Source organism: Deinococcus seoulensis (assembly GCF_014648115.1).
GTDB classification, from domain to species: domain Bacteria; phylum Deinococcota; class Deinococci; order Deinococcales; family Deinococcaceae; genus Deinococcus; species Deinococcus seoulensis.
In genome coordinates this window covers 100,069-119,070 of record NZ_BMQM01000005.1, presented here as the reverse complement: position 1 = coordinate 119,070, position 19,002 = coordinate 100,069, and the positions used below count along the sequence as shown (strand labels likewise).

At 69.9% G+C, this 19,002-nt stretch carries 17 protein-coding genes; 12 read left to right on the top strand and 5 right to left on the bottom strand.

The window, feature by feature from the left end:
- Positions 1 to 33 precede the first annotated feature (33 nt).
- From nuoI to IEY70_RS05855, 6 genes are all read left to right on the top strand, one after another.
- Positions 34 to 570 (top strand): NADH-quinone oxidoreductase subunit NuoI, encoded by a 537-nt coding sequence (nuoI, locus tag IEY70_RS05880; protein ID WP_189064071.1) that lies wholly within the window; start codon positions 34 to 36, stop codon positions 568 to 570.
- Positions 571 to 697: 127 nt separating this feature from the next.
- Positions 698 to 1,318 (top strand): NADH-quinone oxidoreductase subunit J, encoded by a 621-nt coding sequence (locus IEY70_RS05875; RefSeq protein WP_189064070.1) that lies wholly within the window; start codon positions 698 to 700, stop codon positions 1,316 to 1,318.
- Positions 1,318 to 1,620 (top strand): NADH-quinone oxidoreductase subunit NuoK, encoded by a 303-nt coding sequence (nuoK, locus tag IEY70_RS05870; RefSeq protein WP_062159180.1) that lies wholly within the window; start codon positions 1,318 to 1,320, stop codon positions 1,618 to 1,620. Before IEY70_RS05875 ends, nuoK begins: the two co-directional genes overlap by 1 nt.
- Before the next feature lie 10 nt (positions 1,621 to 1,630).
- Positions 1,631 to 3,556 (top strand): NADH-quinone oxidoreductase subunit L, encoded by a 1,926-nt coding sequence (gene nuoL / locus IEY70_RS05865; RefSeq protein WP_268243901.1) that lies wholly within the window; start codon positions 1,631 to 1,633, stop codon positions 3,554 to 3,556.
- Positions 3,553 to 4,998 carry an NADH-quinone oxidoreductase subunit M gene (locus tag IEY70_RS05860; protein ID WP_189064069.1) on the top strand — a complete coding sequence of 482 codons (1,446 nt, stop codon included), beginning with the start codon at positions 3,553 to 3,555 and terminating at the stop codon, positions 4,996 to 4,998. The genes nuoL and IEY70_RS05860 overlap by 4 nt, the downstream gene beginning before the upstream one ends.
- Position 4,999: 1 nt before the next feature.
- A complete protein-coding gene (locus IEY70_RS05855) occupies positions 5,000 to 6,448 on the top strand; it encodes an NADH-quinone oxidoreductase subunit N (RefSeq protein ID WP_189064068.1) in 1,449 nt (482 codons plus the stop codon).
- 154 nt (positions 6,449 to 6,602) lie between these two features.
- Here the strand turns inward: IEY70_RS05855 and IEY70_RS05850 are convergent, their stop codons facing one another.
- Together IEY70_RS05850 and IEY70_RS05845 are read right to left on the bottom strand one after the other, a co-directional pair.
- Complete coding sequence (locus IEY70_RS05850; protein ID WP_189064067.1) at positions 6,603 to 8,090, bottom strand: sensor domain-containing diguanylate cyclase; 1,488 nt, start codon at positions 8,088 to 8,090, stop codon at positions 6,603 to 6,605.
- The gene (locus IEY70_RS05845; RefSeq protein ID WP_189064066.1) at positions 8,074 to 9,717 is read right to left on the bottom strand and encodes a FecR domain-containing protein; all 1,644 of its coding nucleotides are present in this window, start codon (positions 9,715 to 9,717) and stop codon (positions 8,074 to 8,076) included. Before IEY70_RS05845 ends, IEY70_RS05850 begins: the two co-directional genes overlap by 17 nt.
- A gap of 58 nt (positions 9,718 to 9,775) precedes the next feature.
- Here IEY70_RS05845 and IEY70_RS05840 point away from each other — a divergent pair, with 58 nt between their 5' ends.
- The 3 genes from IEY70_RS05840 (at position 9,776) to IEY70_RS05830 (ending at position 13,035) form a co-directional block, all read left to right on the top strand.
- Positions 9,776 to 11,668, top strand: coding sequence for an ABC-F family ATP-binding cassette domain-containing protein (locus IEY70_RS05840; RefSeq protein WP_189064065.1), 1,893 nt, complete (start codon positions 9,776 to 9,778; stop codon positions 11,666 to 11,668).
- A 448-nt stretch (positions 11,669 to 12,116) separates the two neighbouring features.
- On the top strand, positions 12,117 to 12,623 hold the full coding sequence (locus IEY70_RS05835) for a hypothetical protein (RefSeq protein ID WP_189064064.1): 507 nt from the start codon (positions 12,117 to 12,119) through the stop codon (positions 12,621 to 12,623).
- Between the two features lie 229 nt (positions 12,624 to 12,852).
- Positions 12,853 to 13,035 carry a DUF1540 domain-containing protein gene (locus IEY70_RS05830; protein WP_189064063.1) on the top strand — a complete coding sequence of 61 codons (183 nt, stop codon included), beginning with the start codon at positions 12,853 to 12,855 and terminating at the stop codon, positions 13,033 to 13,035.
- 129 nt (positions 13,036 to 13,164) lie between these two features.
- On the opposite strand, the gene IEY70_RS05825 is transcribed toward IEY70_RS05830, so the two are convergent.
- On the bottom strand, positions 13,165 to 14,385 hold the full coding sequence (locus IEY70_RS05825; RefSeq protein WP_189064062.1) for a toxic anion resistance protein: 1,221 nt from the start codon (positions 14,383 to 14,385) through the stop codon (positions 13,165 to 13,167).
- 88 nt (positions 14,386 to 14,473) lie between these two features.
- Here IEY70_RS05825 and IEY70_RS05820 point away from each other — a divergent pair, with 88 nt between their 5' ends.
- Positions 14,474 to 15,061, top strand: coding sequence for a GNAT family N-acetyltransferase (locus IEY70_RS05820; protein ID WP_189064061.1), 588 nt, complete (start codon positions 14,474 to 14,476; stop codon positions 15,059 to 15,061).
- A 56-nt stretch (positions 15,062 to 15,117) separates the two neighbouring features.
- Here the strand turns inward: IEY70_RS05820 and IEY70_RS05815 are convergent, their stop codons facing one another.
- A complete protein-coding gene (locus IEY70_RS05815) occupies positions 15,118 to 15,711 on the bottom strand; it encodes a flagellar hook assembly protein FlgD (protein WP_189064060.1) in 594 nt (197 codons plus the stop codon).
- A 107-nt stretch (positions 15,712 to 15,818) separates the two neighbouring features.
- On the bottom strand, positions 15,819 to 17,300 hold the full coding sequence (locus IEY70_RS05810) for a serine hydrolase (protein WP_189064059.1): 1,482 nt from the start codon (positions 17,298 to 17,300) through the stop codon (positions 15,819 to 15,821).
- Between the two features lie 55 nt (positions 17,301 to 17,355).
- Between IEY70_RS05810 and gatC the strand changes: the two genes are divergently transcribed.
- Positions 17,356 to 17,649: an Asp-tRNA(Asn)/Glu-tRNA(Gln) amidotransferase subunit GatC gene (gene gatC, locus IEY70_RS05805; RefSeq protein ID WP_189064058.1), complete on the top strand. Its 294-nt coding sequence runs from the start codon at positions 17,356 to 17,358 to the stop codon at positions 17,647 to 17,649.
- 70 nt (positions 17,650 to 17,719) lie between these two features.
- Positions 17,720 to 18,997 (top strand): serine--tRNA ligase, encoded by a 1,278-nt coding sequence (serS, locus tag IEY70_RS05800; protein ID WP_189064057.1) that lies wholly within the window; start codon positions 17,720 to 17,722, stop codon positions 18,995 to 18,997.
- The last annotated feature ends 5 nt before the right edge of the window (positions 18,998 to 19,002 follow it).

The window sequence follows — 19,002 nt, the reverse complement described above, 5'->3', positions numbered from 1 at the left end:
TGCCCGCCACCCACCCCACCAAAGGAGCCAACCATGGGCGTTCTTGAGATTGCCAAAGGCATGGGCGTCACGCTGGGGAAACTGTTCCAGAAACCCGTGACCGTCAGTTACCCCGAACAGCGCGCCACGCTGCAACCCCGCTTCCGGGGGCGGCACGTCCTGACCCGCCACCCAGGCACCGGACTGGAGAAATGCATCGGCTGCAGCCTGTGCGCCGCCGCCTGCCCCGCCTACGCCATCTACGTGGAGGCCGCCGAGAACGACCCGGCCAACCCCACCGCGCCCGGCGAACGCTACGCGAAGGTGTACGAGATCAACATGCTGCGCTGCATCTTCTGCGGCATGTGCGAGGAAGCCTGCCCGACCGGCGCGGTCGTCATGGGCAACGAGTTCGAGATGGCCGACTACCGCTACGGCGACTTCGTGTACGCCAAGGAAGACATGCTCGTCGGCGTGACCGGCAGCCTCCCGCAGCGCCGCGAGGCCGCCCGGAGCGGGAAACCCGTGCGCCTGGGCTTCCAGCTCGAAGGGCAGCCCCGCGCGGAACTGGAAGGAGTGAAGTACCCGTGAAGAGCAAAGGATGTGAATGGTCGATGGTCGATGGTCGATGGAAGGTGACCCGTCACTGTCGTGTGCCCCTGATCTGTGTTCCATCACCTGTCACCCATCACCCATCAACACCCCGTGGGGGCCGCCCATGATGCTGGCGTTCATCCTGCTGGGTGCGCTGGCGATCGTGGGCGGCGTGATCACGATTGCCGCGCGGAACGCGGTGCATGCGGCGCTGGGGCTGGTGGGCACGCTGCTGTGCGTGGCGGGCCTGTTCGCCACGTTGAACGCGTCGTTCCTGGCGGCGACGCAGGTGATCGTGTACGCGGGAGCGGTGATGGTGCTGTTCCTGTTCGTGATCATGCTGCTGAACGCGAACCAGCCGGTCACGTCGCGTGACCCGGTGCCGTACGTGCGGGAACTCGCCGGGATCGGCGGGACGCTGCTGGCCGGGGCGTTCGTGGTGCTGGCCTTCACGTTCAAGGATCCGCGTCCGCTGGCGGAGGGGGCCGAGGCGCTGCGTGGCGGGTCCGCGCTGGTGATGGGGGAGACCCTCCTGACGCGCTTCCTGCTGCCGTTCGAGGCGGTGAGCATCCTACTGCTCGTGGCGATCGTGGGCGCGGTGGCGCTCGTGCAGCGTCCGGCGGCGCAGCCGGACGGCGTGCCGGACGAGCTGGAGGAACCGGTGGGGGCCGCGCGTGAGGAGCGGGTCGCCGCGCCGCGCGGGGCCGCCCCGGCCCTCATGAGCGAAGGGGAGGTGCGTGCCTGATGGTTCCTACAACGTCGTATCTGGCCCTGTCGGGCATTCTGTTCGCGCTGGGCATGATCGGCGTGCTGACGCGCCGCACGGCGATCATGGTGTTCCTGTCGGTGGAACTGATGCTGAACGCCGCGAACCTCGCGCTGGTGGCGTTCGCGCGGTCCTGGGGCGACCCGACCGGGCAGACGGCCGTGTTCATCGTGATGACGCTGGCCGCCGCCGAGGTGGCGATCGGGCTGGCGATCATCGTCGCGATCTTCCGTAAACGCGAGACCACGAACGTGGACGATCTCGCGGCGTTGAAAGGCTGAGTGGCAACCTGTGGATAGTCTTCCTGCTCTGTACCTGCTGCCCCTGCTGCCGCTGCTGGGCTTCACGGCCCTGATGGTGCTGCCCCGCCTGTTCCCCGGCAAGTCCGGGGGGTGGCTGGCGACCGGTCTGGTCGGCGCGGCGTTCGTCGTGGCCGTCATCCGTTACCTGAACCAGGGTGCCGCCCCCGCCCATGAGGTGCTGTGGACGTGGCTGCCGAACATGGCGCTGAACGCCAACCTGTCGGTGGGTTTCTGGCTCGATCAACTGTCGGCCCTGATGGCGCTGATCATCACGGGCGTGGGCTTCCTGATTCACCTGTACTCGATCTCGTACATGGGGCACGACCCGAAGTTCACGCGCTTCTTCGCGTTCCTGAACTTCTTCGTGGCGATGATGCTGATCCTGGTGCTGGCCGACTCGTACCCGCTGATGTTCGTCGGCTGGGAGGGCGTGGGCATGGCGTCGTACCTGCTGATCGGCTTCTGGTTCAGTGGCCGCAACAGCGAGGCGAGTGACGCGCAGGTCCGCGCCGCCAGCGACGCCGAGGCGATCAGCAACTCCAACGCGGCGCGCAAGGCGTTCATCATGAACCGCATCGGGGACCTGGGCTTCATGCTGGGCATGTTCCTGCTGTTCAAGCTGTACGGCACCCTGAGCATTCCCGAACTCGCCGAGCGGGTCGAGGGCGCGCAGGTGGCGCAGGCGGGCATCGAACTCGCGTGCCTGTTCCTTCTCGTCGGCGCGGTCGGAAAGAGCGGCCAGCTGCCCCTGACGACCTGGCTGCCGGACGCCATGGCAGGCCCCACGCCCGTCTCCGCGCTGATCCACGCGGCCACGATGGTCACGGCCGGGGTGTACCTCGTGGCGCGCAGCCACTTCCTGTACGACCTCGCGCCGAACGCCAGTCTGTGGGTCGCGTGGGTGGGCGGCCTGACCGCGCTGTACGGCGCGCTCTCGGCGCTGAACCAGTCGGACATCAAGAAGATCCTGGCGTACTCCACCGTGTCGCAGCTGGGCTACATGTTCCTCGCGGTGGGCCTGCACGCATACTCGGCTGGTGTGTTCCACCTGCTGACGCACGCGTTCTTCAAGGCGCTGCTGTTCCTCGCGGCGGGCGCCGTGATCCACGCGCTGCACGAGGAGCAGGACGTCCGCAAGATGGGCGGCCTGCACAAATTCATGCCGTTCACGCACCTCGTGTCCGTGGCGGGCGTGCTGGCCATCGCCGGGATTCCCATCTGGAGCGGCTTCTTCTCCAAGGACGCGATCCTGGCCGCCGCGTACGAGCAGAGCCTGCCGCTGTACCTGATCGGGCTGGGCGTGGCGCTGCTGACCGCGTTCTACATGGGCCGCTGGTACTTCCTGGTGTGGCGCGGCGCGTACCGCGGGCACGGCCACCCGCACGAGGCGGACACCCTCACGAAGATTCCGCTGGGCGTGCTGGCCGCGCTGGCGACCCTGGCCGGATTCCTGAACATTCCCACGTTCCTGGGCGGCAAGCACGCCTTCGACGACTACATCGGCCGGGCGATCCCGCTGCACGCGCACGAGATTCCCGCCAGCACCGAGTGGATGCTGACCGTCTTCGCCGTCCTCGCGGGCGTGATCGGGCTGGGCTGGGCGTTCCTCGCACACCGCCGTAGCGCGCTGGCGACCGGGCCGCTGGGTGAACTCAGCCGCAACAGCCTTTACCTCGACGCGCTGTACGACAATGTCGTCTCGGCCCCCAGCCGCGCCATCGCGGGCGCGCTGGACACCGTGGACCGCGGCACCGACGACGCCCTGAATGGCGTCGCCCGCAACGCCAGCGGCCCCGGCGGGCTGTTCACGCTGTGGCAGAGCGGCTTCGTCCGCGCCTACGCCGTCAGCATGCTGCTCGGCACGGCCGCCATCATCGGCTACTGGGCCCTCAAGACCATCGGGAGCGGCGCATGAACTCCTTTACCGACTGGCTTCCCACCCTCATGATCTTCCTGCCCCTGGCGGGCAGCCTGCTGCTGCTCGTCACGCCGAAAACCTTCCGGGACGAGGTCGCGGGCTTCATCGCCGCCCTGACGCTCGGCGCGGGCCTCGCCATCTGGCGCGGCGGCGGCTCCGAGCTGTTCCGCTGGGACTGGATTCCGCCGCTGGGCATCACGTACTCCGTGCAGCTGGGCGGCGTGAGCCTCGCGCTGGCCCTGGTCACGGCGTTCATGTCGTTCATCGCGATCCTGTACGCCGCGCGCCGCATTCCCAACCCCGGCCCGATGCTCTCGCTGATCCTCGCCATGGAGACGGGCCTGATCGGCATCTTCGCCGCGCAGGACCTGATGCTGTTCTACGTGTTCTTCGAGGACGCCCTGATCCCGGCACTCCTGATGCTGGCCATCTACGGCAAGTCCGGACGCATGGCAGCCCTCACGAAATTCGCGGCGTACACGCTGTTCGGCAGCCTGCTGATGCTGGTCAGCATCATCGGCGTGCGCTACATCGGCGGCAGCCCCACCTTCGCCATGACCGACCTGAAACAGAACCTCGTGCAGGGCAGCGCCCAGACGTGGCTGTACCTGGGCTTCCTGGCCGCCATGGCCGTCAAGCTGCCGCTGTGGCCTATGCACGCGTGGCTGCCGGACTTCCACGAGCAGAACCACGACAGCGGCATCCCCGACGTGATGGGCACCCTGTACAAGGTCGGCGGGTACGGCATCTTCACCTTCGCCATCCCGCTGTTCCCGGACGCCAGCCTGGAACTGCGCCCCGTCCTGATGGGCCTCGCCGCGTTCACGGCGCTGTACGCCGCCTGGATCGCCTTCGGTCAGACCGACTGGAAACGTCTGCTGGCCTACGCGGGCCTGAGTCACATGGGCTTCGTCGCGCTCGGCGTGTTCTCGCTGAACGAGACGGCCGTGATCGGCGCAATGTACCTGCTGGCCTTCCAGAACCTGTACACCGGCGCGCTGTTCCTGGCCGTCGGCATGCTTCAGGAACGCATCGGCAGCCTGGACACCCGCGTGGGCGGCGTCATGACCCAGGCGGGCGCGCTGGGCGGCCTGACCATGGCCCTGTGGTTCGCCAGTATCGCCGTGCCCGGCATGGCCGGCTTCATCGGGGAGTTCAGCATCCTGCTCGGCGCGTACCAGGTGTTCCCCTGGCTGGCGTTCATCGCCGGGATCACCACCATTGCCGCCGCCGCGTACGCCCTGACCGCCTTCCAGCACACCTTCTGGCAGGCCCGGCCCGCCGGGGCCGTCCGCGTGCCGGACCTCGTGCACACCGAGTGGCTGATCCTGACCCTGCCGCTGGCCGTGGCCGTCCTGTTCGGCGTGTACTCCGCGCCCGCCCTGAACCTCATGCAGCCCGCCGTGCGCGCCGTCCTGACCGCCCTGGGAGGCAACTGACATGCTCCAGCCGCCCGAAGTCACCCTGACGCCGCTGCTGCCCGTCCTGATCGTGCTGGCCGGGGCGCTGTCCAGCACCCTGCTGGGCTTCTGGGTCAGCCGCCGTACCCTGACGTTCATCAACCTCGGCGCCACGCTCCTGTCCGCCCTGAGCCTCGGCACCCTCTGGAACCGGGGCGTCAGCTCGTTCGGCGGCAGCCTCCAGGCCGACAACGCCGCGCTGCTGCTGGCCTTCGTGATCCTGACCGGCACCCTCATGACCCTGCTCGTCACGCTCGACACCGCCTGGCGTGCCCGCGTGTCCTTCCCGGAATTCGACGCGATGCTCATGTACGCCGTGACCGGCTGCATGCTGATCGCCTTTAGCGGCGACCTGATCGTCATGCTGATCGGCCTGGAAATCATGAGCCTCAGCTCCTACGTCCTCGCCACCCTGCAGGGCTCACGCCGCGCCGAGGAAAGCGGCCTGAAGTACTTCCTGCTCGGCGCGGCCGGCAGCGCCGTCCTGATCTACGGCATCGCGTTCGTGTACGGCGCGACCGGCAGCCTGAACTACGCCGCCATTGCCGCCAAGGCCAGCGTCCTGACTCCCGAGAACACCGGCATCCTGGTCGGCGGGGCGCTGCTGCTGCTGTGCGGTTTCGCGTTCAAGGTCGCCCTGGCCCCCTTCCACCAGTGGACACCCGACGTGTACGGCGGCGCGCCCACCAGCGTCAGCCTGTTCCTGAGTACCGTCGTGAAGGTCGCCGCGTTCGCCGGGATGCTGCGCGTGTTTGGCGGCGCACTGAACGGCGCGCCCGGCTGGCACTCCGTCCTGCAGGTCCTGATCGCCGCGACCCTGATCATCGGGAACCTCGCCGCGCTGCGCCAGATGAACTTCAAACGCATGCTGGCGTACTCGGCCGTTGCCCACACGGGCTTCCTCGCCATGGCCCTGCTCGGCACGCCCCAGACGGGCGGCGCGGCCCTGACGTACTACCTGCTGGTGTACACCCTGATGACCGCCGCCGCGCTGGCCATCGTCGCGGCCCTGCAACGGGGCGAGGAAGGCATGAACATCCTCGACCTGCGCGGCCTGTACTACCGCCACCCGGCCTATGCGGTCGCGCTGGCCGTGTGTCTCGCCTCGCTGGCCGGACTGCCGCCCTTCGCCGGGTTCTTCGGCAAGTACCTGGTGTTCCAGGCGGCCTTCCAGAACGGGTACGAGTGGCTGAGCGTCCTCGCGGCGCTGACCAGTGTCGCCGCGCTGGTGTACTACCTGCGCCCCGCCATGCTGATGTTCATGCCCGACCGCACCCCGGCGCGCGAGTACGGCCTGGGCCAGCGCACACCGACCACCCTGACCGTCGCGCTCGGCGTGGTCGGCGTCACCGCACTGGGCCTCCTGCCGAACATCTGGTACAGCTGGGTCGCCAACCCCGCCATCTGGACGCTGCTCGTCGGACGGTAAGCAGGGGGCGCGGGGAGCAGGACAGCCCGCCGCCCCGCTCCCGGAGAGATTCAACCCGCATGACTGTGGCCCGCCCCTGCAACGCAGACGGCGGGCCACTTTCCACGTCCTGCCTGTTCTGCACGCCCTGCCTGTTCTGCACTGCCTGCCTGTTCTAGCCCCGCTGTTCGCGCTGGTACTTGGCGCGGTAGCGGCTGCGGCTGGCAGCCTCGACCAGATCGATGGGACTCTGGATGTCAGGGCCGGTGCGGGCGGCGCCGATGCTGGCGCGGACGGGCAGGTCACGGTACGTGAGTTCCTGCAGGGCGTCCTGGATGCGCTGGGTGGTGGTGGTCATGTCCTGCACGCTGGCGCTGTCGAGCAGCACGGCGAATTCGTCGGGACCCCAGCGGAAGATCAGGTCGTTGCGGCGCTTGTGTTTCAGGATGCGGCCCGAGAGGTCGCTGAGCAGTTCGTCCCCGGCACGCAGACCGTAGACCTCGTTGACCTCGCGGAAACCGCTGAGGTCCACGAGCAGCAGGCCCAGCGGGCGGGTGGCGCGGGCCGTCCAGCGTTGTTCGAGGGCGCGGGTGAAGGCCACGCGGTTCCCGAAGCCGGTCAGGGGATCGCGGACACTGAGGTTCCGCAGGTTCCACCAGCGTTCCAGGGCGACGAGGGCCGTGCCCAGAATCGCGGCGTACGAGAGGGTCACGCCGGGCAGCAGGATGTTCCCCAGCCACAGGGGAATGGCGAGGGCCAGCATCAGCAGGGCCAGCGCGAACCCCCACACGCCGCGCGCCAGGACGGCGCTGACGGCAGTGGCGACGGCCATCAGCGCGATCAGCCAGGCGGGCAGGCGCGTGAAGGGCGGGCTCAGGAGGCTGGACACGGCGCGGGCCTGCATGGCCACGCCCGGCATGACCTGCCCGGTCACGTCGCGCAGCGTCAGGTTGCTGGTGCCGCTGGCCGTCAGGCCGATGATGACGATCTTGCCCTGAATGTCGCCGTAGCGGACGTTGCCGTTCACGACGTCCCGGAACGGAATGACCGGCAGGCGGTCCTGGCTGGGGGCGGTGTAACGCAGCAGTTGCGGTTGCGTGTCCAGCGGCACGTTGCGTCCGGCCGCGACGGCCAGTTGCCGCGCGAAACTGGGGTTCAGGTCGGCGGGCGTGACGTCGCCGGAATCGGGCGCGGCGGGGTAGCCGGTCTGGAAGGTGCGGACCACGCCGTCCCGGCTGATGTTCAGGGCGCTGACGCCGGTCGGGGAGAGCCAGTCGGGGCTGGCCAGCGCGCGGCCCTCGCCGGGGGCGGTGGCGAGGACCACGTTGGGTTTGCTGAAGGCGTCGGCGAGGCGACTGTCGTTGCGGGCGGGGTCGCTGAACAGCACGTCGATGCCGATGGCGGTCGCGCCCGCCTGCTCCAGCGTTCCGAGGGCCTGCCCGTACAGTTCGCGGGGCCAGTTGCCGATGCGGCCGTAGTCGCGCAGCGAGGCGTCGTCGATGCCGACCACCACGACCCGCTGTTCGGGTTCGCCGGGCAGCGCGCGGTTCAGGGCGTCCCACAGGCGGGTGTTGTCCGGCAGGATGAACGTCAGCAGCAGCGCAAGGATCGCCGCCACCGGGACGGTGTACAGCGCCAGCGACCGGTCAGGGGATCTCAACATGGCGTTCGTTGCCTGCCTCGTCTGTGGCGCTGAGGGTGACCGGGCCGGGCGTGAGCAGCGGCAGCGTCCACTGGAAGTCGGGAGTGCCGCTCACGCTGCGGGTGTACGTCACGCCGCCAAGGGTGACGCTGAGCTTCACGCGTTGCCTGCTGGCCGCGCCGCTGGTGGTCAGGCTGGCGTCCTGCACGCGGCCGGTCAGGGTCAGCACGCGGCCCTCGCGGCGGGCCTGCACGGTCACGACCGGCGCGGTCCGGTCGATGAGGAGCGGCACCTGACGCGTCAGGGTCTGCCCGAAGCGGGTGGCGGTGACGGCCACGGCGTACGTGCCTTCCGGCAGGGTGTCTTCCAGGCGTTCCAGGCGGAACACGCCGTCCGCGCCGCCCAGCGTGACGGTGCGCCCGGCGACGCTGGCCTGCACGGATGCGTCCGGCAGGCTGCGGGCGAGCAGGGTCAGGTCCTGCAGTTGCAGCGGGCCGCGCGGCACGTCCAGCGTGAGGGGCCGGGCGCGTTCGGCGTCCAGCGACTGGTTGAAGCGGTCCAGCGCGTCGGGCTGCAACGTGCCCACGCCGCCCGCCTCGGCACGCTGCTGCCCGGCACTGACCGCCTGATCCCCCTCGCCCGGCAGGGCCACCTGACCCTCGAAGACCTTCACGACGCCGCTGGCATCCACCCGGAAGACCGTGCCGCGCACGGCGGTACTGACGACCGGGGTGTCCAGGCGGTAACCGCCCTGTCCCTTCTGCACGACGTTCCAGGCGGTGCCGCGCGAGAGTTTCAGCAGGACCTCGCGGCCCCGTTCGGTGCGTTCCACGGCCAGGACGCTCAGTTCGCTCTGCTCGTTCAGGCGCAGGTACCCGCCGCCCGTGAAGCCCACCTCGGCCCACGCGCCGGCGGCGGTGTTCAGGGTCACGCCGGGGTCCAGCGCGTCCCCGATGACCGCCACGCGGCTCTGCCCGGCGCGGTCCACGCGCACCTGTCCGCGCGTCGCCTCGATGTTCGCGTTGCCCAGCCCCCGGTACTGCGAGGCGTACCAGGGGTCCTGCTCGCGGAAGGCCGTGACCTTCCCGCTGCCCAGGTCCACCTGCTGCGCGGCGCGCACCGTCACGAGTTTCCCGTTCAGGCTCAGGCGCGCCTGCCCCTGCAGGACGGCCACGCGGCGGGTCGCCCTGCCGTTCAGGTCCACCCGCATCTGCCCGGCGCCCTCCATGACCACGTGAACGCCCTGCACGTGCACGGCGACCGGGCCGCGCAGGAAGAACCGGCCGTCGAGCAGGTCCGCCTCATCGAGGTAGCGGCGCAGCCGTGACGCGCTGCCCACCACGACCTGCCCGGCGCCGGAGGTCAGTTCGGCGCGGCCCGTGCCGGTGCGCAGCGAGGTACTCAGCTCGGTGCCCGGCGTGCCGCCCGGCGCCCAGGTGCCCGAGGTGCCCAGCAGTTCCACGCTGCCCTGCGCCTGCGTGAGGCGCGGAGTGGTCGGTGTTGCCTTCGTCGGGGCTGCCTGGGCGCCGGCCTGTCCCAGCGGGACGGCAGTGAACGCGGCGCTGCCCAGCAGGAGCAGCGCCGTCAGGGGAGCGACCCGGAGGTTTACGTGGAACTTGAGCACTGCGGGGCGGGCCGTCACCTTCATCACGTCATAGTTTACGAGAAAAATCTGACAATTTCGTAACGCGCGTATACTGCGGGGCGTGCTTGTTGCCGTCGTGGATGCCAGTAAGGAGTACGGTCCGCTGACCGTGCTCAGCGAAGTGAATTTTGCCGTGCAGCCGGGCGACCGGGTGGGTCTGGTCGGCCGGAACGGGGCCGGGAAAAGCACGCTGCTGAAACTCCTGACCGGGCAGCTTTCCCCCGATGGGGGCACTGTGAAACGCGCGCCCGGCGTGCGGGTCCGGTCGCTGCAACAGGACCCGGTGTTCCCGGACGGCGCGACCATCGACAGCGTCCTGAACGCCGCCTTCCAGGACCTCGACGAACTGGAGGCCGAACTGAGCGCCGCCGCCGACGCCATGAGCAGCGGCACGCCCGAGAGCATCCTGCACCACGAGGCGCTGCTGGAGAACTACGCGCGGCGCGGCGGCTTCGAGCGCCGCAGCCGCAGGGACGCCGTGACCCTCGCCTTCGGCTTCCGGGGCCGCGAGAACGACCTGGCCGCCAGCCTCAGCGGCGGGGAACGCACCCGGCTGGGCCTCGCGGCGCTGCTGGTCGAGAACCCGGACGTGCTGCTGCTCGACGAGCCCACCAACCACCTGGACATCGTGATGGTCGAGTGGCTGGAAGCCTTCCTGGGCCGCTATCCGGGCGCGGTGCTGGTCATCAGTCACGACCGCACCTTCCTGGACACCGTGACCCGCGAGACCGCGTACCTGCGCGGCGGCACCCTGAAGATGTACGCCGGGAACTACACCAAGTTCCGCGAACTTCTGGAAGTCGAGCAGGAACAGCAGGCCGCCCGGCACGCCATCGAGAGCAAGCAGATCGCCAGCCTGCAGGCCAGCGCGGACCGCATGAAGATCTGGGGCCTGGGCATGAGCAAACTCGCCCGGCGCGCCAAGGCCATGCAGGCCCGCGTGGACCGCATGCAGAGCCGCGCGACCGCCGCCCCGCCCGCCGATCAACGCACGGCCCGCATCACCTTCCACGCGCCGGAAAGTGGCGACGTGATCCTGGACGCCCGGCACGTGACGCGCGTGCTGCCCGGCGGCCGCACCCTGTTCCGGGACGTGAGCGTGCAGATCCGCCGGGGCGAACGCATCGCCATCATCGGGCGCAACGGGGCGGGGAAGACCACCTTCCTGCGGACCCTGCTGGGCCTGGAGAAGAGCGACGACCCCCGCACGCGCCTGCTGACCGGCGCGCGTGTGACGGTCGGCTACTACGACCAGGCGCTGCGCGGCGTGGACCCCAACGACACGCTGTACGACGTGGCCCGCGCGTACACACAGAAGGACCCGCAGGCGCACGATCTGCTTGGCACGTTCATGTTCCCGTACGACCAGCACGACAAGCAGGCCCGCATCCTGTCGGGCGGCGAACGCGCCCGCCTCGCGCTGCTGAAACTCGCGCAGGAGGACCACAACCTGCTGGTCATGGACGAACCCACCAACCACCTGGACATGGAGATGGTCGAGAGCCTGGAAGTTGCGCTGGAGGACTTCGGCGGGACCCTGATGATGGTCAGCCACGACCGCGCCTTCATCGAGGGCCTTGCCGACCGCATCTGGCTGATCGAGGACGGGCAGTTCTTCGAGTACCCCGGCTGGGAGGACTACAAGGCCAAGCACCGCACGGCCGCCGAACTGGAAGCCGAGGCGCTGGCCGCCGCCCCGAAGGCCGCCCCCAGGCCTGCCGCGCCGAAGGGGAAGGGCCTGTGGCACCTCAAGCGCGAGGTCGAGGCCATCGAGGCCGACATCGCCCGCCTGGAAGCGCAGCTGGAAGAGGCGCAGGCCGCCCTGAACGCCGCCCCCGCCGACGCGGACTTCGTGGCGCTGGGACAGGCCGCGCACGACCTGGAAGTGCAGCTGGAAGCGAAGATGACCGCCTGGAGTGAGCGGCAGGCCGAGGTCGAGGAGAAGGGCGGCTGATACGGACTCCGATTGAATGGGCTGCAGAGGCCGTTCAATCCGAGCGAAGCGAGCAGGAGCGAAGCGGGTTCCGGACGTGGAGTTGGCAACCCGGCGCCCTTCCGGGTTGTCAACGAAACAGACGGAACCCGTATCAGCAATGGTGCGGACAGTGTTCAAGCGCCAGAGGGGACAGGCATGGAAAACGTCTTCTGGAACGCCATGCCTGCTCACCCCCTCCCAGCCTCCCCCCTCAAGGGGGAGGGGTAAACACGGCGTGTTCATCGCTGGTCTGCCCTGAAGGGATGAACCTGCCCGCACTATTGATCAGCGGAAAAGACGGAACCCGTATGAGAGTCGGGAGGGCAGGCGACAGGCTGGACGGGTCCGGCCCCCCCGGACAGTCCCCCCGGACGGTGCTTACGAATCTCACTCCCAGCCCCTTATCCTGAGTCCGGAAGTCAGGATTATGACCAGCCCCCACACCCACACCCCCCAGGCCACCGCCCCCACCGCCGCGCACGCCCGCTCGCTGCACCGGGCGGCCGAGGCGTTCCTGGCGCACACCCACCCGCGCGCCCCGCTGCGCCTGGAACGCGTGACCCTGCACGGCGTCACGTACGCCGCCGCGCCGGACCCGGCCGCGCTGCGCCTGAACCGCGCGCTGGCCGAGGAAGTCGTGATGGTCGCCCTGGCCCCCGCCGAGGCCGCTCACCTGAGCGGCACGCCCACCCCTGACGGCGGCCGGGACGCCCGCATGCTCCTCGACTGCGCCCTGACCGACCCGGACGAACGCGACACCCTGGACGCCTACCTGAGTGTCCTGCGGGGCCGCACCCGCGCCAGACTGCGCCGCGCCTGGACTGAGATCGAGGTCCTGGCCGCCGGACTGCGCGAACACGGCGAACTGGACGCCGCGCAGGTCGCGCACCGCGTCGCCTGCGCCCAGGGCATCCGCGCCAGCCTGCTCAACTGAAGCTCACTCCGGCCCGGAGGCTCCGTTGCCGGGCATGTGAAGGGCATGAGCGGGCCTGCCAGCCCCGACCGGCCCAGCGTCTACCCGGAGTCGCCTCCAGCAGCCTCAAAAGCGCCTGGAACGGAGAAAACAGACCTGTTTACTCGGAATCCGGCCTTTCCCTTCACCGTGCAGCGCAGCTCACCATCCCCTGCCCGCCCCGGCCGCACGCTGAAGGCAGGAGGGTCCCATGAACTACGACACCCAGAGCATGGTCAGCCGCTGCGACGCCACCACCTGCCGCTTCAACGAAGACATGAACTGCACCGCCGGGCAGGTCGAGATCAGCATGAGCGGCCAGACCGCCCAGTGCATCACCTTCGCCCCGGCCGACGCCATGAACGAAAGCCAGAGCGCCCGCGCCGACAACTGAACGCAACAGACCTGCACAGAAGCGGGCCGGACGCCTCCCAGAGGGGTGCCCGGCCCGCTTCTGTCCGTATGATCTACCGTGCAAGCACCACCTGCGGTCGCGTCGGGTGCGTGCGGTACGGGGTCGGTATCAGATTTTCAGCTCGCCCTGTGGCGTGACGTTCAGGTCCTGCGCGAGTTCGCGGGACGCCTGCTGCCGCTCGCGGTCCAGGTACGTCTGCGCCTGCGCGACCTCCTTGTCCAGCACCTGCATGGTGTCCTGGAAGCGTTCCAGCGCCTGCTGCCGGTACGAGCTGATGGCGTCCAGCGCGCCGTACACGTCCCGGAACGCCGCCTGGATGATCTGCGGGTCCACGGTGGCGCTGCCCGCCTGCCGCTGGATCTCGGTGCTCTGCTGGCGCAGCAGGCTGGCGGTCGAGCCGATCATCTTGCCGGTCGTGTCGTTCAGGGCCGTCACCTGCCCCAGCACGGCCTGCTGCGTCCCGAGCGCCTGCGAGACCATCAGCGCGGTCTTCAGGGCGCTGACGGTGGTGGTCGTGGCGCGGTCCACACCCTTGATCAGCTCCAGGTTATTGCGTCGCACGAGGTCCAGCGCCAGGTAGCCCTGGATGCTCACGGCCAGCTGGGTCAGCAGGTCCGTCACGCGCTGCCGGACTGCGAACAGCAGTTCCTCGCTGACCATGCGGGCCTTCTCGGGGTCCGTGACCTGCAACTCCTGAAGGCGCTGCGTGAGGGCCTCATCCACGGCCTTCCCGACGTGCGCGTACTGCCGGAGTTTCTGCATGGTGTCCCACAGGTGCACCTTCTCGGTCTCGATGGTGGCGTTGTCGCGGCGCAGTTCGTCCTGCCCGCGGTACAGCGCCTCCAGGATGCCGTTCAGGTGCGACTGCGCGCTCTGGTACTTGTCCAGGGCGTTCTGCACCTTCTTGCCGCCGGGCAGCAGGCCCAGGAACCGGCGGGGCGTGGCGGCGCGGCTGGGGTCCAGGTCTTCCACGGTGCGGCGCAGGTCGGTCAGGCCGCGCAGGATGTCGCTGCCCTCGGCGAGCGCCCCGACCTTGGTGGCGCGCAGCGGGCGGTCCAGCATGCGGTTGCTGCTCTGCGCGGCGGCCCGCTGTTCGGGCAGCCCGAGTTCATGCACGGCGTCCAGTTTGCGTTTGAATTCCGGGGTGTGCGCCCCGGCGACCAGCACGTCCTGCGCGAACGCGCGGGCCATCTGGTCGAGCCGCGCGCGGTCCTCGGCGGACAGGGGCACCATCTCCGGCGCTTCCTGCGCCCGCACGGCCGGGACGGCGTCCGGCGCTTTCAGCAGGGAGTCGGGGGGAGTCAGCGGACCGGAAGTACCATCGCTCATATCCCCATTACGCACCCGGAACGTGAGGAGTTGCATCCGGCAGAAGGCGTATGCCCACAGGCCCCCGGCCAGGGTACGCTGCGCGCCAATGCCAACACAGCCCAGCCTGACCCTGCCGACTCTGACCCTGCCCGCCCTGACCTTGCGCAGCCGCCGCGACGACGACCTGCCCACCCTCTGGCGCTGGCTGCACGCGGAGAGCGACCCGGAATGGCAACGCTGGGACGCCCCGTACTTCCATGCGGCCAGCGGGCCGTCCACGCTGTCCCTGACGGACTTCACGGCCCGCGAGGGTGGCCGCGCGCCTGACCCGCACGGGCGGATCGTCGCGCTGGACGGCGCGTGCATCGGGCAGGTCAGCCGCGCCGAGGAAGCCCCGGCGGGCGGCGGCTGGTGGGACCTGGGCGTGCTGATCTTCGACCCGCAGCACTGGGGCGGCGGGCTGGGTACGCGGGCACTGGACCTGTGGGTGGCAGCGACCTTCGCCGAGACGGACGCGCACGTCCTGACCCTGACCACCTGGGGCGGAAACGAGCGCATGATCCGCGCGGCGGCCCGCTTGGGCTTCCGCGAGTGCGCCCGCATCCCGCAGGCCCGCGCGTGGGCCGGGCAGCGCTGGGACAGCGTGAAACTCGCGCAACTGCGAACCGACCGGGCAGCTGGTCAGGCGCCCTGACAGACCGGCATGAAACAGCGGGCCGCGTGTGGGGCGGCCCGCTGCCCGGTTGATGGTCAGTTTTCCAGCGTGACCGGGTAGTCCTCGGCGAGGATGCTCACGCCCGCCCCGTTGAAGTACGCGCGGATGGTGTACTCCCCGGCGGGCAGGGCCTTGCCGTCGCTGCCCCGGCCGTTCCAGCGGACGCTCTGCACGTCCATGGTCTCGCCCGGCGCGACGTTCGTCATGACGAGCTGCATGGTGCAGACGGTGTTCGTGGGGTTGGCGCGCACGACCTGCCCGGCGGCGTTCAGGACCTCGAAACGCACGTCGCACGCGCCGTGTTGCAGGTCGATGGCGGTCTCGCCCAGGTTGGTCAGGTTGAAGGTCCAGGTGGTGTCCTGCCCGGCGCGCAGACTGCCGGGACCGCTGAGGTTCGCGGCGTGCGGGGCGGCCAGCATGGGGTTCAGGGCCGGTCGGGCCGGAGCGGTGGGTGCAGGGGTCATGGGTGCCGGGGTGACAGGTGCGGGCGTGGTGGGGGTCGCGGCGCTGCGGGGCGGCAGGGCCGGAATGTTGAAGATGCTCGTCTGCGCCTGGGCGGACAGCGTGCCCAACAGGCCGGTGGACAGCAGGGCGGTGGACAGCAGGGCCGTGCGGATGCGGGGCGTCATGCCCTTCACTGTGCGCGGCCCCGCCTGACGCCGGGTGAGGAACCCTGAGCGAACCTTCAGGGAAGGCGCAACCTTCAGGACAGGTGCGGTGTGGGGTGGGGGCAGTGTCAGCGCAGCAGGCGCAGCACGCCGCCGTACAGCGCCAGCAACTGCGGGTCGTTCAGGGTGCGGGTGTCGTTCCAGGTGGCGCTCACGCAGTACGTGCGGCCCGCCGGGGTGGTGACCTGGGTGGTCAGGTTCAGCACGCCGGGCTCGCTGCCGCCCTTGAAGCTGACGCTGCGGAACTCGGCGGGGTCGGCCACGCCGGGATTCAGCTGCGTTTCCTTCAGGGCGGCGACCTCGCCCATCAGGCGGCACAGGCGTCCCGTGCTGGCGAACCATTCCACGTCCCGCGCCAGGGGGCCGCCCGCGAAGGCTTCCGGAGCGGGCAGCGGGGCCACGCGCGCGCGTTCCAGCACCGCCCGCCGCGCCGGGGCGTTCAGGACGGCGGCGCGGTACTCGGCGAGCAGCGCGGCGTTCGCGGGGTTCTTCAGGGCGAAGGCTTCACGGGTGCCCGGCATGGGCCGCTGACCGAACCGGGCCTCCACGCCCGCGCGGCCCACGGCGTTCAGCAGCAGGTCCGTGGCCGTGTTGTCGCTCTGCGAGATCATGCGCGCCGCGAGGTCCCGCAGCGTGTAGCGGCTGCCGGTCGGCGCGTCCTGCAACGTGCCGCTGGGGAGGCTGCGGTCGGCGTCCGTCAGGGTCAGTTCGTCGGTCCAGGCGCGCTGCCCGGCGTTGACCTGCGCCTGCAACTCGGCCAGGATCGCCAGTTTGAAGGTGGACCCGACCGCCAGGGGCCGCGCGGCGTTCAGGGCGACGAGCGGGGCGGCCCCCGATCCGCCCACCTCCTGCACGAGCAGGCTGACCTGTCCGGGCAGCGCGGCAAAGGCGGCACGCGCCTCGTCGGGCGAGCCGAAGGTCACTTCTGGCGTGACGGGCGCAACGACCAGCGCGGTCACGCGGCCCTGAGCGTCCAGCGTGAACTGCCGGACGGTCAGCGGGCCGTTCTCGAAGATCAGGGTGGCGCCGGTCGCACTGAGTTGCACGTCCTGAAGCGGGCCGTACTGGGCGCGCAGGCCGTCCAGGAACGCCTGAAGCTGCTCTGCGGGCAGTGCCTCCAGGAACGCCGGGGCGAACAGCGCCGGGTCCAGCGGCCCCCCGAAGATGCGTTGTAGCAGCTCACGCGGCGAGCCTGCCCCGGTCGCGTCGGCGCTGGCCACCAGCGGCACGAAGCGCAGGCCCGTGAAACGCCCCTGGTTGTCCAGCGCGGCCTGCACGCCCAGTTGTCCCTTCTCGAACACGGCCACGGCCATTCCGCCCTGCATCTCGGTGCGCTGGAAGGCGCCCAGCTGCGCGCGCAGGCCGTCCAGCGCCACCTGAAGCTGCTCGGCACTCAGGGCCGCCTGGAAGTCCGGGGCCAGCCACTCCGCCTGCACCGGCCCGCTGAACAGCCGCGTCACGGCCGACCGGATGTCCGGGGTGGCCTGCGCCTGCGCGGACGCCAGCAGAGAGACGCTCAGGAACACCGGGGCACGCCAGGAAGGTCGCATGGCACCCGGTACGCGGGCCGCCGGGTCCGGGTTCCGCGCCTCTATACTTCGGGGCATGATCGACGCGGCCCAGATAGACCACCTCGCGCAGCTTGCCCGGCTGCACCTGACCCCGGAGGAACGCACCGCCATGCAGGGCGACCTGACCCGCGTGCTGGGGTACTTCGACCTGCTCGGCGAGGCCGACACCAACGGCGTGCAGGAAATGCAGCGCCCGGTCGACCTCGTGAACGTCCTGCGCGACGACGTGCCCGGCGCGGTCTTCCCGCAGGCCGCCGTGACCGCCCTGGCCCCCGAGAGCATGCCCGACGGTCACATCCGCGTGCCCCGCACCGTGGAGGCCGACTGATGACTGGCAGGGCGCTCAGGGGCGGCCCCTCGCTTGACTTGACGGTTGCTGACCGTCTCTGGAGGCTGTGATGCTAGACCTCAAATTCATCCGTGAGAACGCCGGGGCCGTCAGGCACGCCGCGCAGGTCAAGGGCGTGGACATCGACATCGACGACCTGCTGCGCGTGGACCGCGAACTGGTGGACCTGAAGCAGCGCGTGGAAGCCATGCAGGCCGAACGCAACGCCAACGCGAAACTCGTGCCGAAAGCCAGCCCGGAGGAACGCCCGGCCCTGATCCAGAAGGGCAAGGACCTCGCCGAGGAGATCAGGGGCCTGGAACCCGCCCTGCGCGCCCACGAGGACAGCCTGAAGGTCATGCTGCTGCGCGTGCCGAACATCCCGCACCCCTCCGTGCCGGTCGGGAAGGACGACAGCGAGAACGTCGAACTGCGCCGCGAGGGCACGCTGCCCGAGTTCGACTTCACGCCGCTGGACCACGTGGACCTGCTGGAGAAGCAGGGCTGGAGCGACCCGGAGCGCGTGGCCCGCGTGTCCGGCAGCCGCAGCTACCTGCTGAAGGGCGAGGCGGTCATGCTGGAGATGGCGGTCCTGATGTTCGCCATGGACTTCCTGGCCGGGCGGGGCTTCACGCCGCTGTCCACCACCGCCCTGGCCCGCCCGGACGCGTTCGTGGGCAGCGGGCACTTCCCCGGCGGCGAGGATCAGGTGTACAAGATCGAGGGCGACGAACTGATGCTGGCCGGGACCGCCGAGGTCCCCGTGAACAGCCTGTACGCCGGAGAGCAACTCAGCCTGGACCAGCTGCCGGTCACGTTCGCCGCGATCAGCGCCGCGTTCCGCAGCGAGGCCGGATCGGCCGGGCGGGACGTGCGCGGACTGATCCGCGTGCACGAGTTCCGCAAGGTCGAGCAGTACGTGCTGTGCGAGGCCAGCGAGGAAGTCGGCCTGGAATGGTTCGCGAAGATCCTGGGCAACGCCGAGGCACTCCTGGCGGCGCTGGAACTCCCGTACCGCGTCGTGCAGAACTGCACGGGCGACATGGGCGCGGGCAAGGTCCTGATGTACGACATCGAGACCTGGGTGCCCAGCGAGCAGGTGTACCGCGAAACGCACTCCTGCTCGTACCTGGGCGACTGGCAGGCCCGCCGCACCGGCCTGCGCTACCGCGACGCGGGCGGCAAACTGGTGTTCGCGCACACCCTGAACAACACGGGTGTCGCCGCGCCCCGCATCCTGGTGCCGCTGCTGGAAAACCACCAGCAGGCCGACGGGACCATCCGCATTCCCGCCGCGCTGCGCCCCTACCTGGGTGGCAAGGAAGTGATCGGCCAGCCCGTCCGCTGACCGGG

Excerpts from the sequence above, each read along its gene's own strand:
- IEY70_RS05825 (WP_189064062.1), bottom strand. The coding sequence starts at position 14,385 with ATGAGCGATGGTACTTCCGGTCCGCTGACTCCCCCCGACTCCCTGCTG.
- IEY70_RS05820 (WP_189064061.1), top strand. The coding sequence starts at position 14,474 with ATGCCAACACAGCCCAGCCTGACCCTGCCGACTCTGACCCTGCCCGCC.
- nuoK (WP_062159180.1), top strand. The coding sequence starts at position 1,318 with ATGGTTCCTACAACGTCGTATCTGGCCCTGTCGGGCATTCTGTTCGCG.
- serS (WP_189064057.1), top strand. The coding sequence starts at position 17,720 with ATGCTAGACCTCAAATTCATCCGTGAGAACGCCGGGGCCGTCAGGCAC.
- IEY70_RS05860 (WP_189064069.1), top strand. The coding sequence starts at position 3,553 with ATGAACTCCTTTACCGACTGGCTTCCCACCCTCATGATCTTCCTGCCC.
- IEY70_RS05815 (WP_189064060.1), bottom strand. The coding sequence starts at position 15,711 with ATGACGCCCCGCATCCGCACGGCCCTGCTGTCCACCGCCCTGCTGTCC.
- IEY70_RS05875 (WP_189064070.1), top strand. The coding sequence starts at position 698 with ATGATGCTGGCGTTCATCCTGCTGGGTGCGCTGGCGATCGTGGGCGGC.
- IEY70_RS05830 (WP_189064063.1), top strand. The coding sequence starts at position 12,853 with ATGAACTACGACACCCAGAGCATGGTCAGCCGCTGCGACGCCACCACC.
- IEY70_RS05850 (WP_189064067.1), bottom strand. The coding sequence starts at position 8,090 with ATGTTGAGATCCCCTGACCGGTCGCTGGCGCTGTACACCGTCCCGGTG.
- IEY70_RS05835 (WP_189064064.1), top strand. The coding sequence starts at position 12,117 with ATGACCAGCCCCCACACCCACACCCCCCAGGCCACCGCCCCCACCGCC.
- IEY70_RS05855 (WP_189064068.1), top strand. The coding sequence starts at position 5,000 with ATGCTCCAGCCGCCCGAAGTCACCCTGACGCCGCTGCTGCCCGTCCTG.
- nuoI (WP_189064071.1), top strand. The coding sequence starts at position 34 with ATGGGCGTTCTTGAGATTGCCAAAGGCATGGGCGTCACGCTGGGGAAA.
- gatC (WP_189064058.1), top strand. The coding sequence starts at position 17,356 with ATGATCGACGCGGCCCAGATAGACCACCTCGCGCAGCTTGCCCGGCTG.
- IEY70_RS05810 (WP_189064059.1), bottom strand. The coding sequence starts at position 17,300 with ATGCGACCTTCCTGGCGTGCCCCGGTGTTCCTGAGCGTCTCTCTGCTG.
- IEY70_RS05845 (WP_189064066.1), bottom strand. The coding sequence starts at position 9,717 with ATGAAGGTGACGGCCCGCCCCGCAGTGCTCAAGTTCCACGTAAACCTC.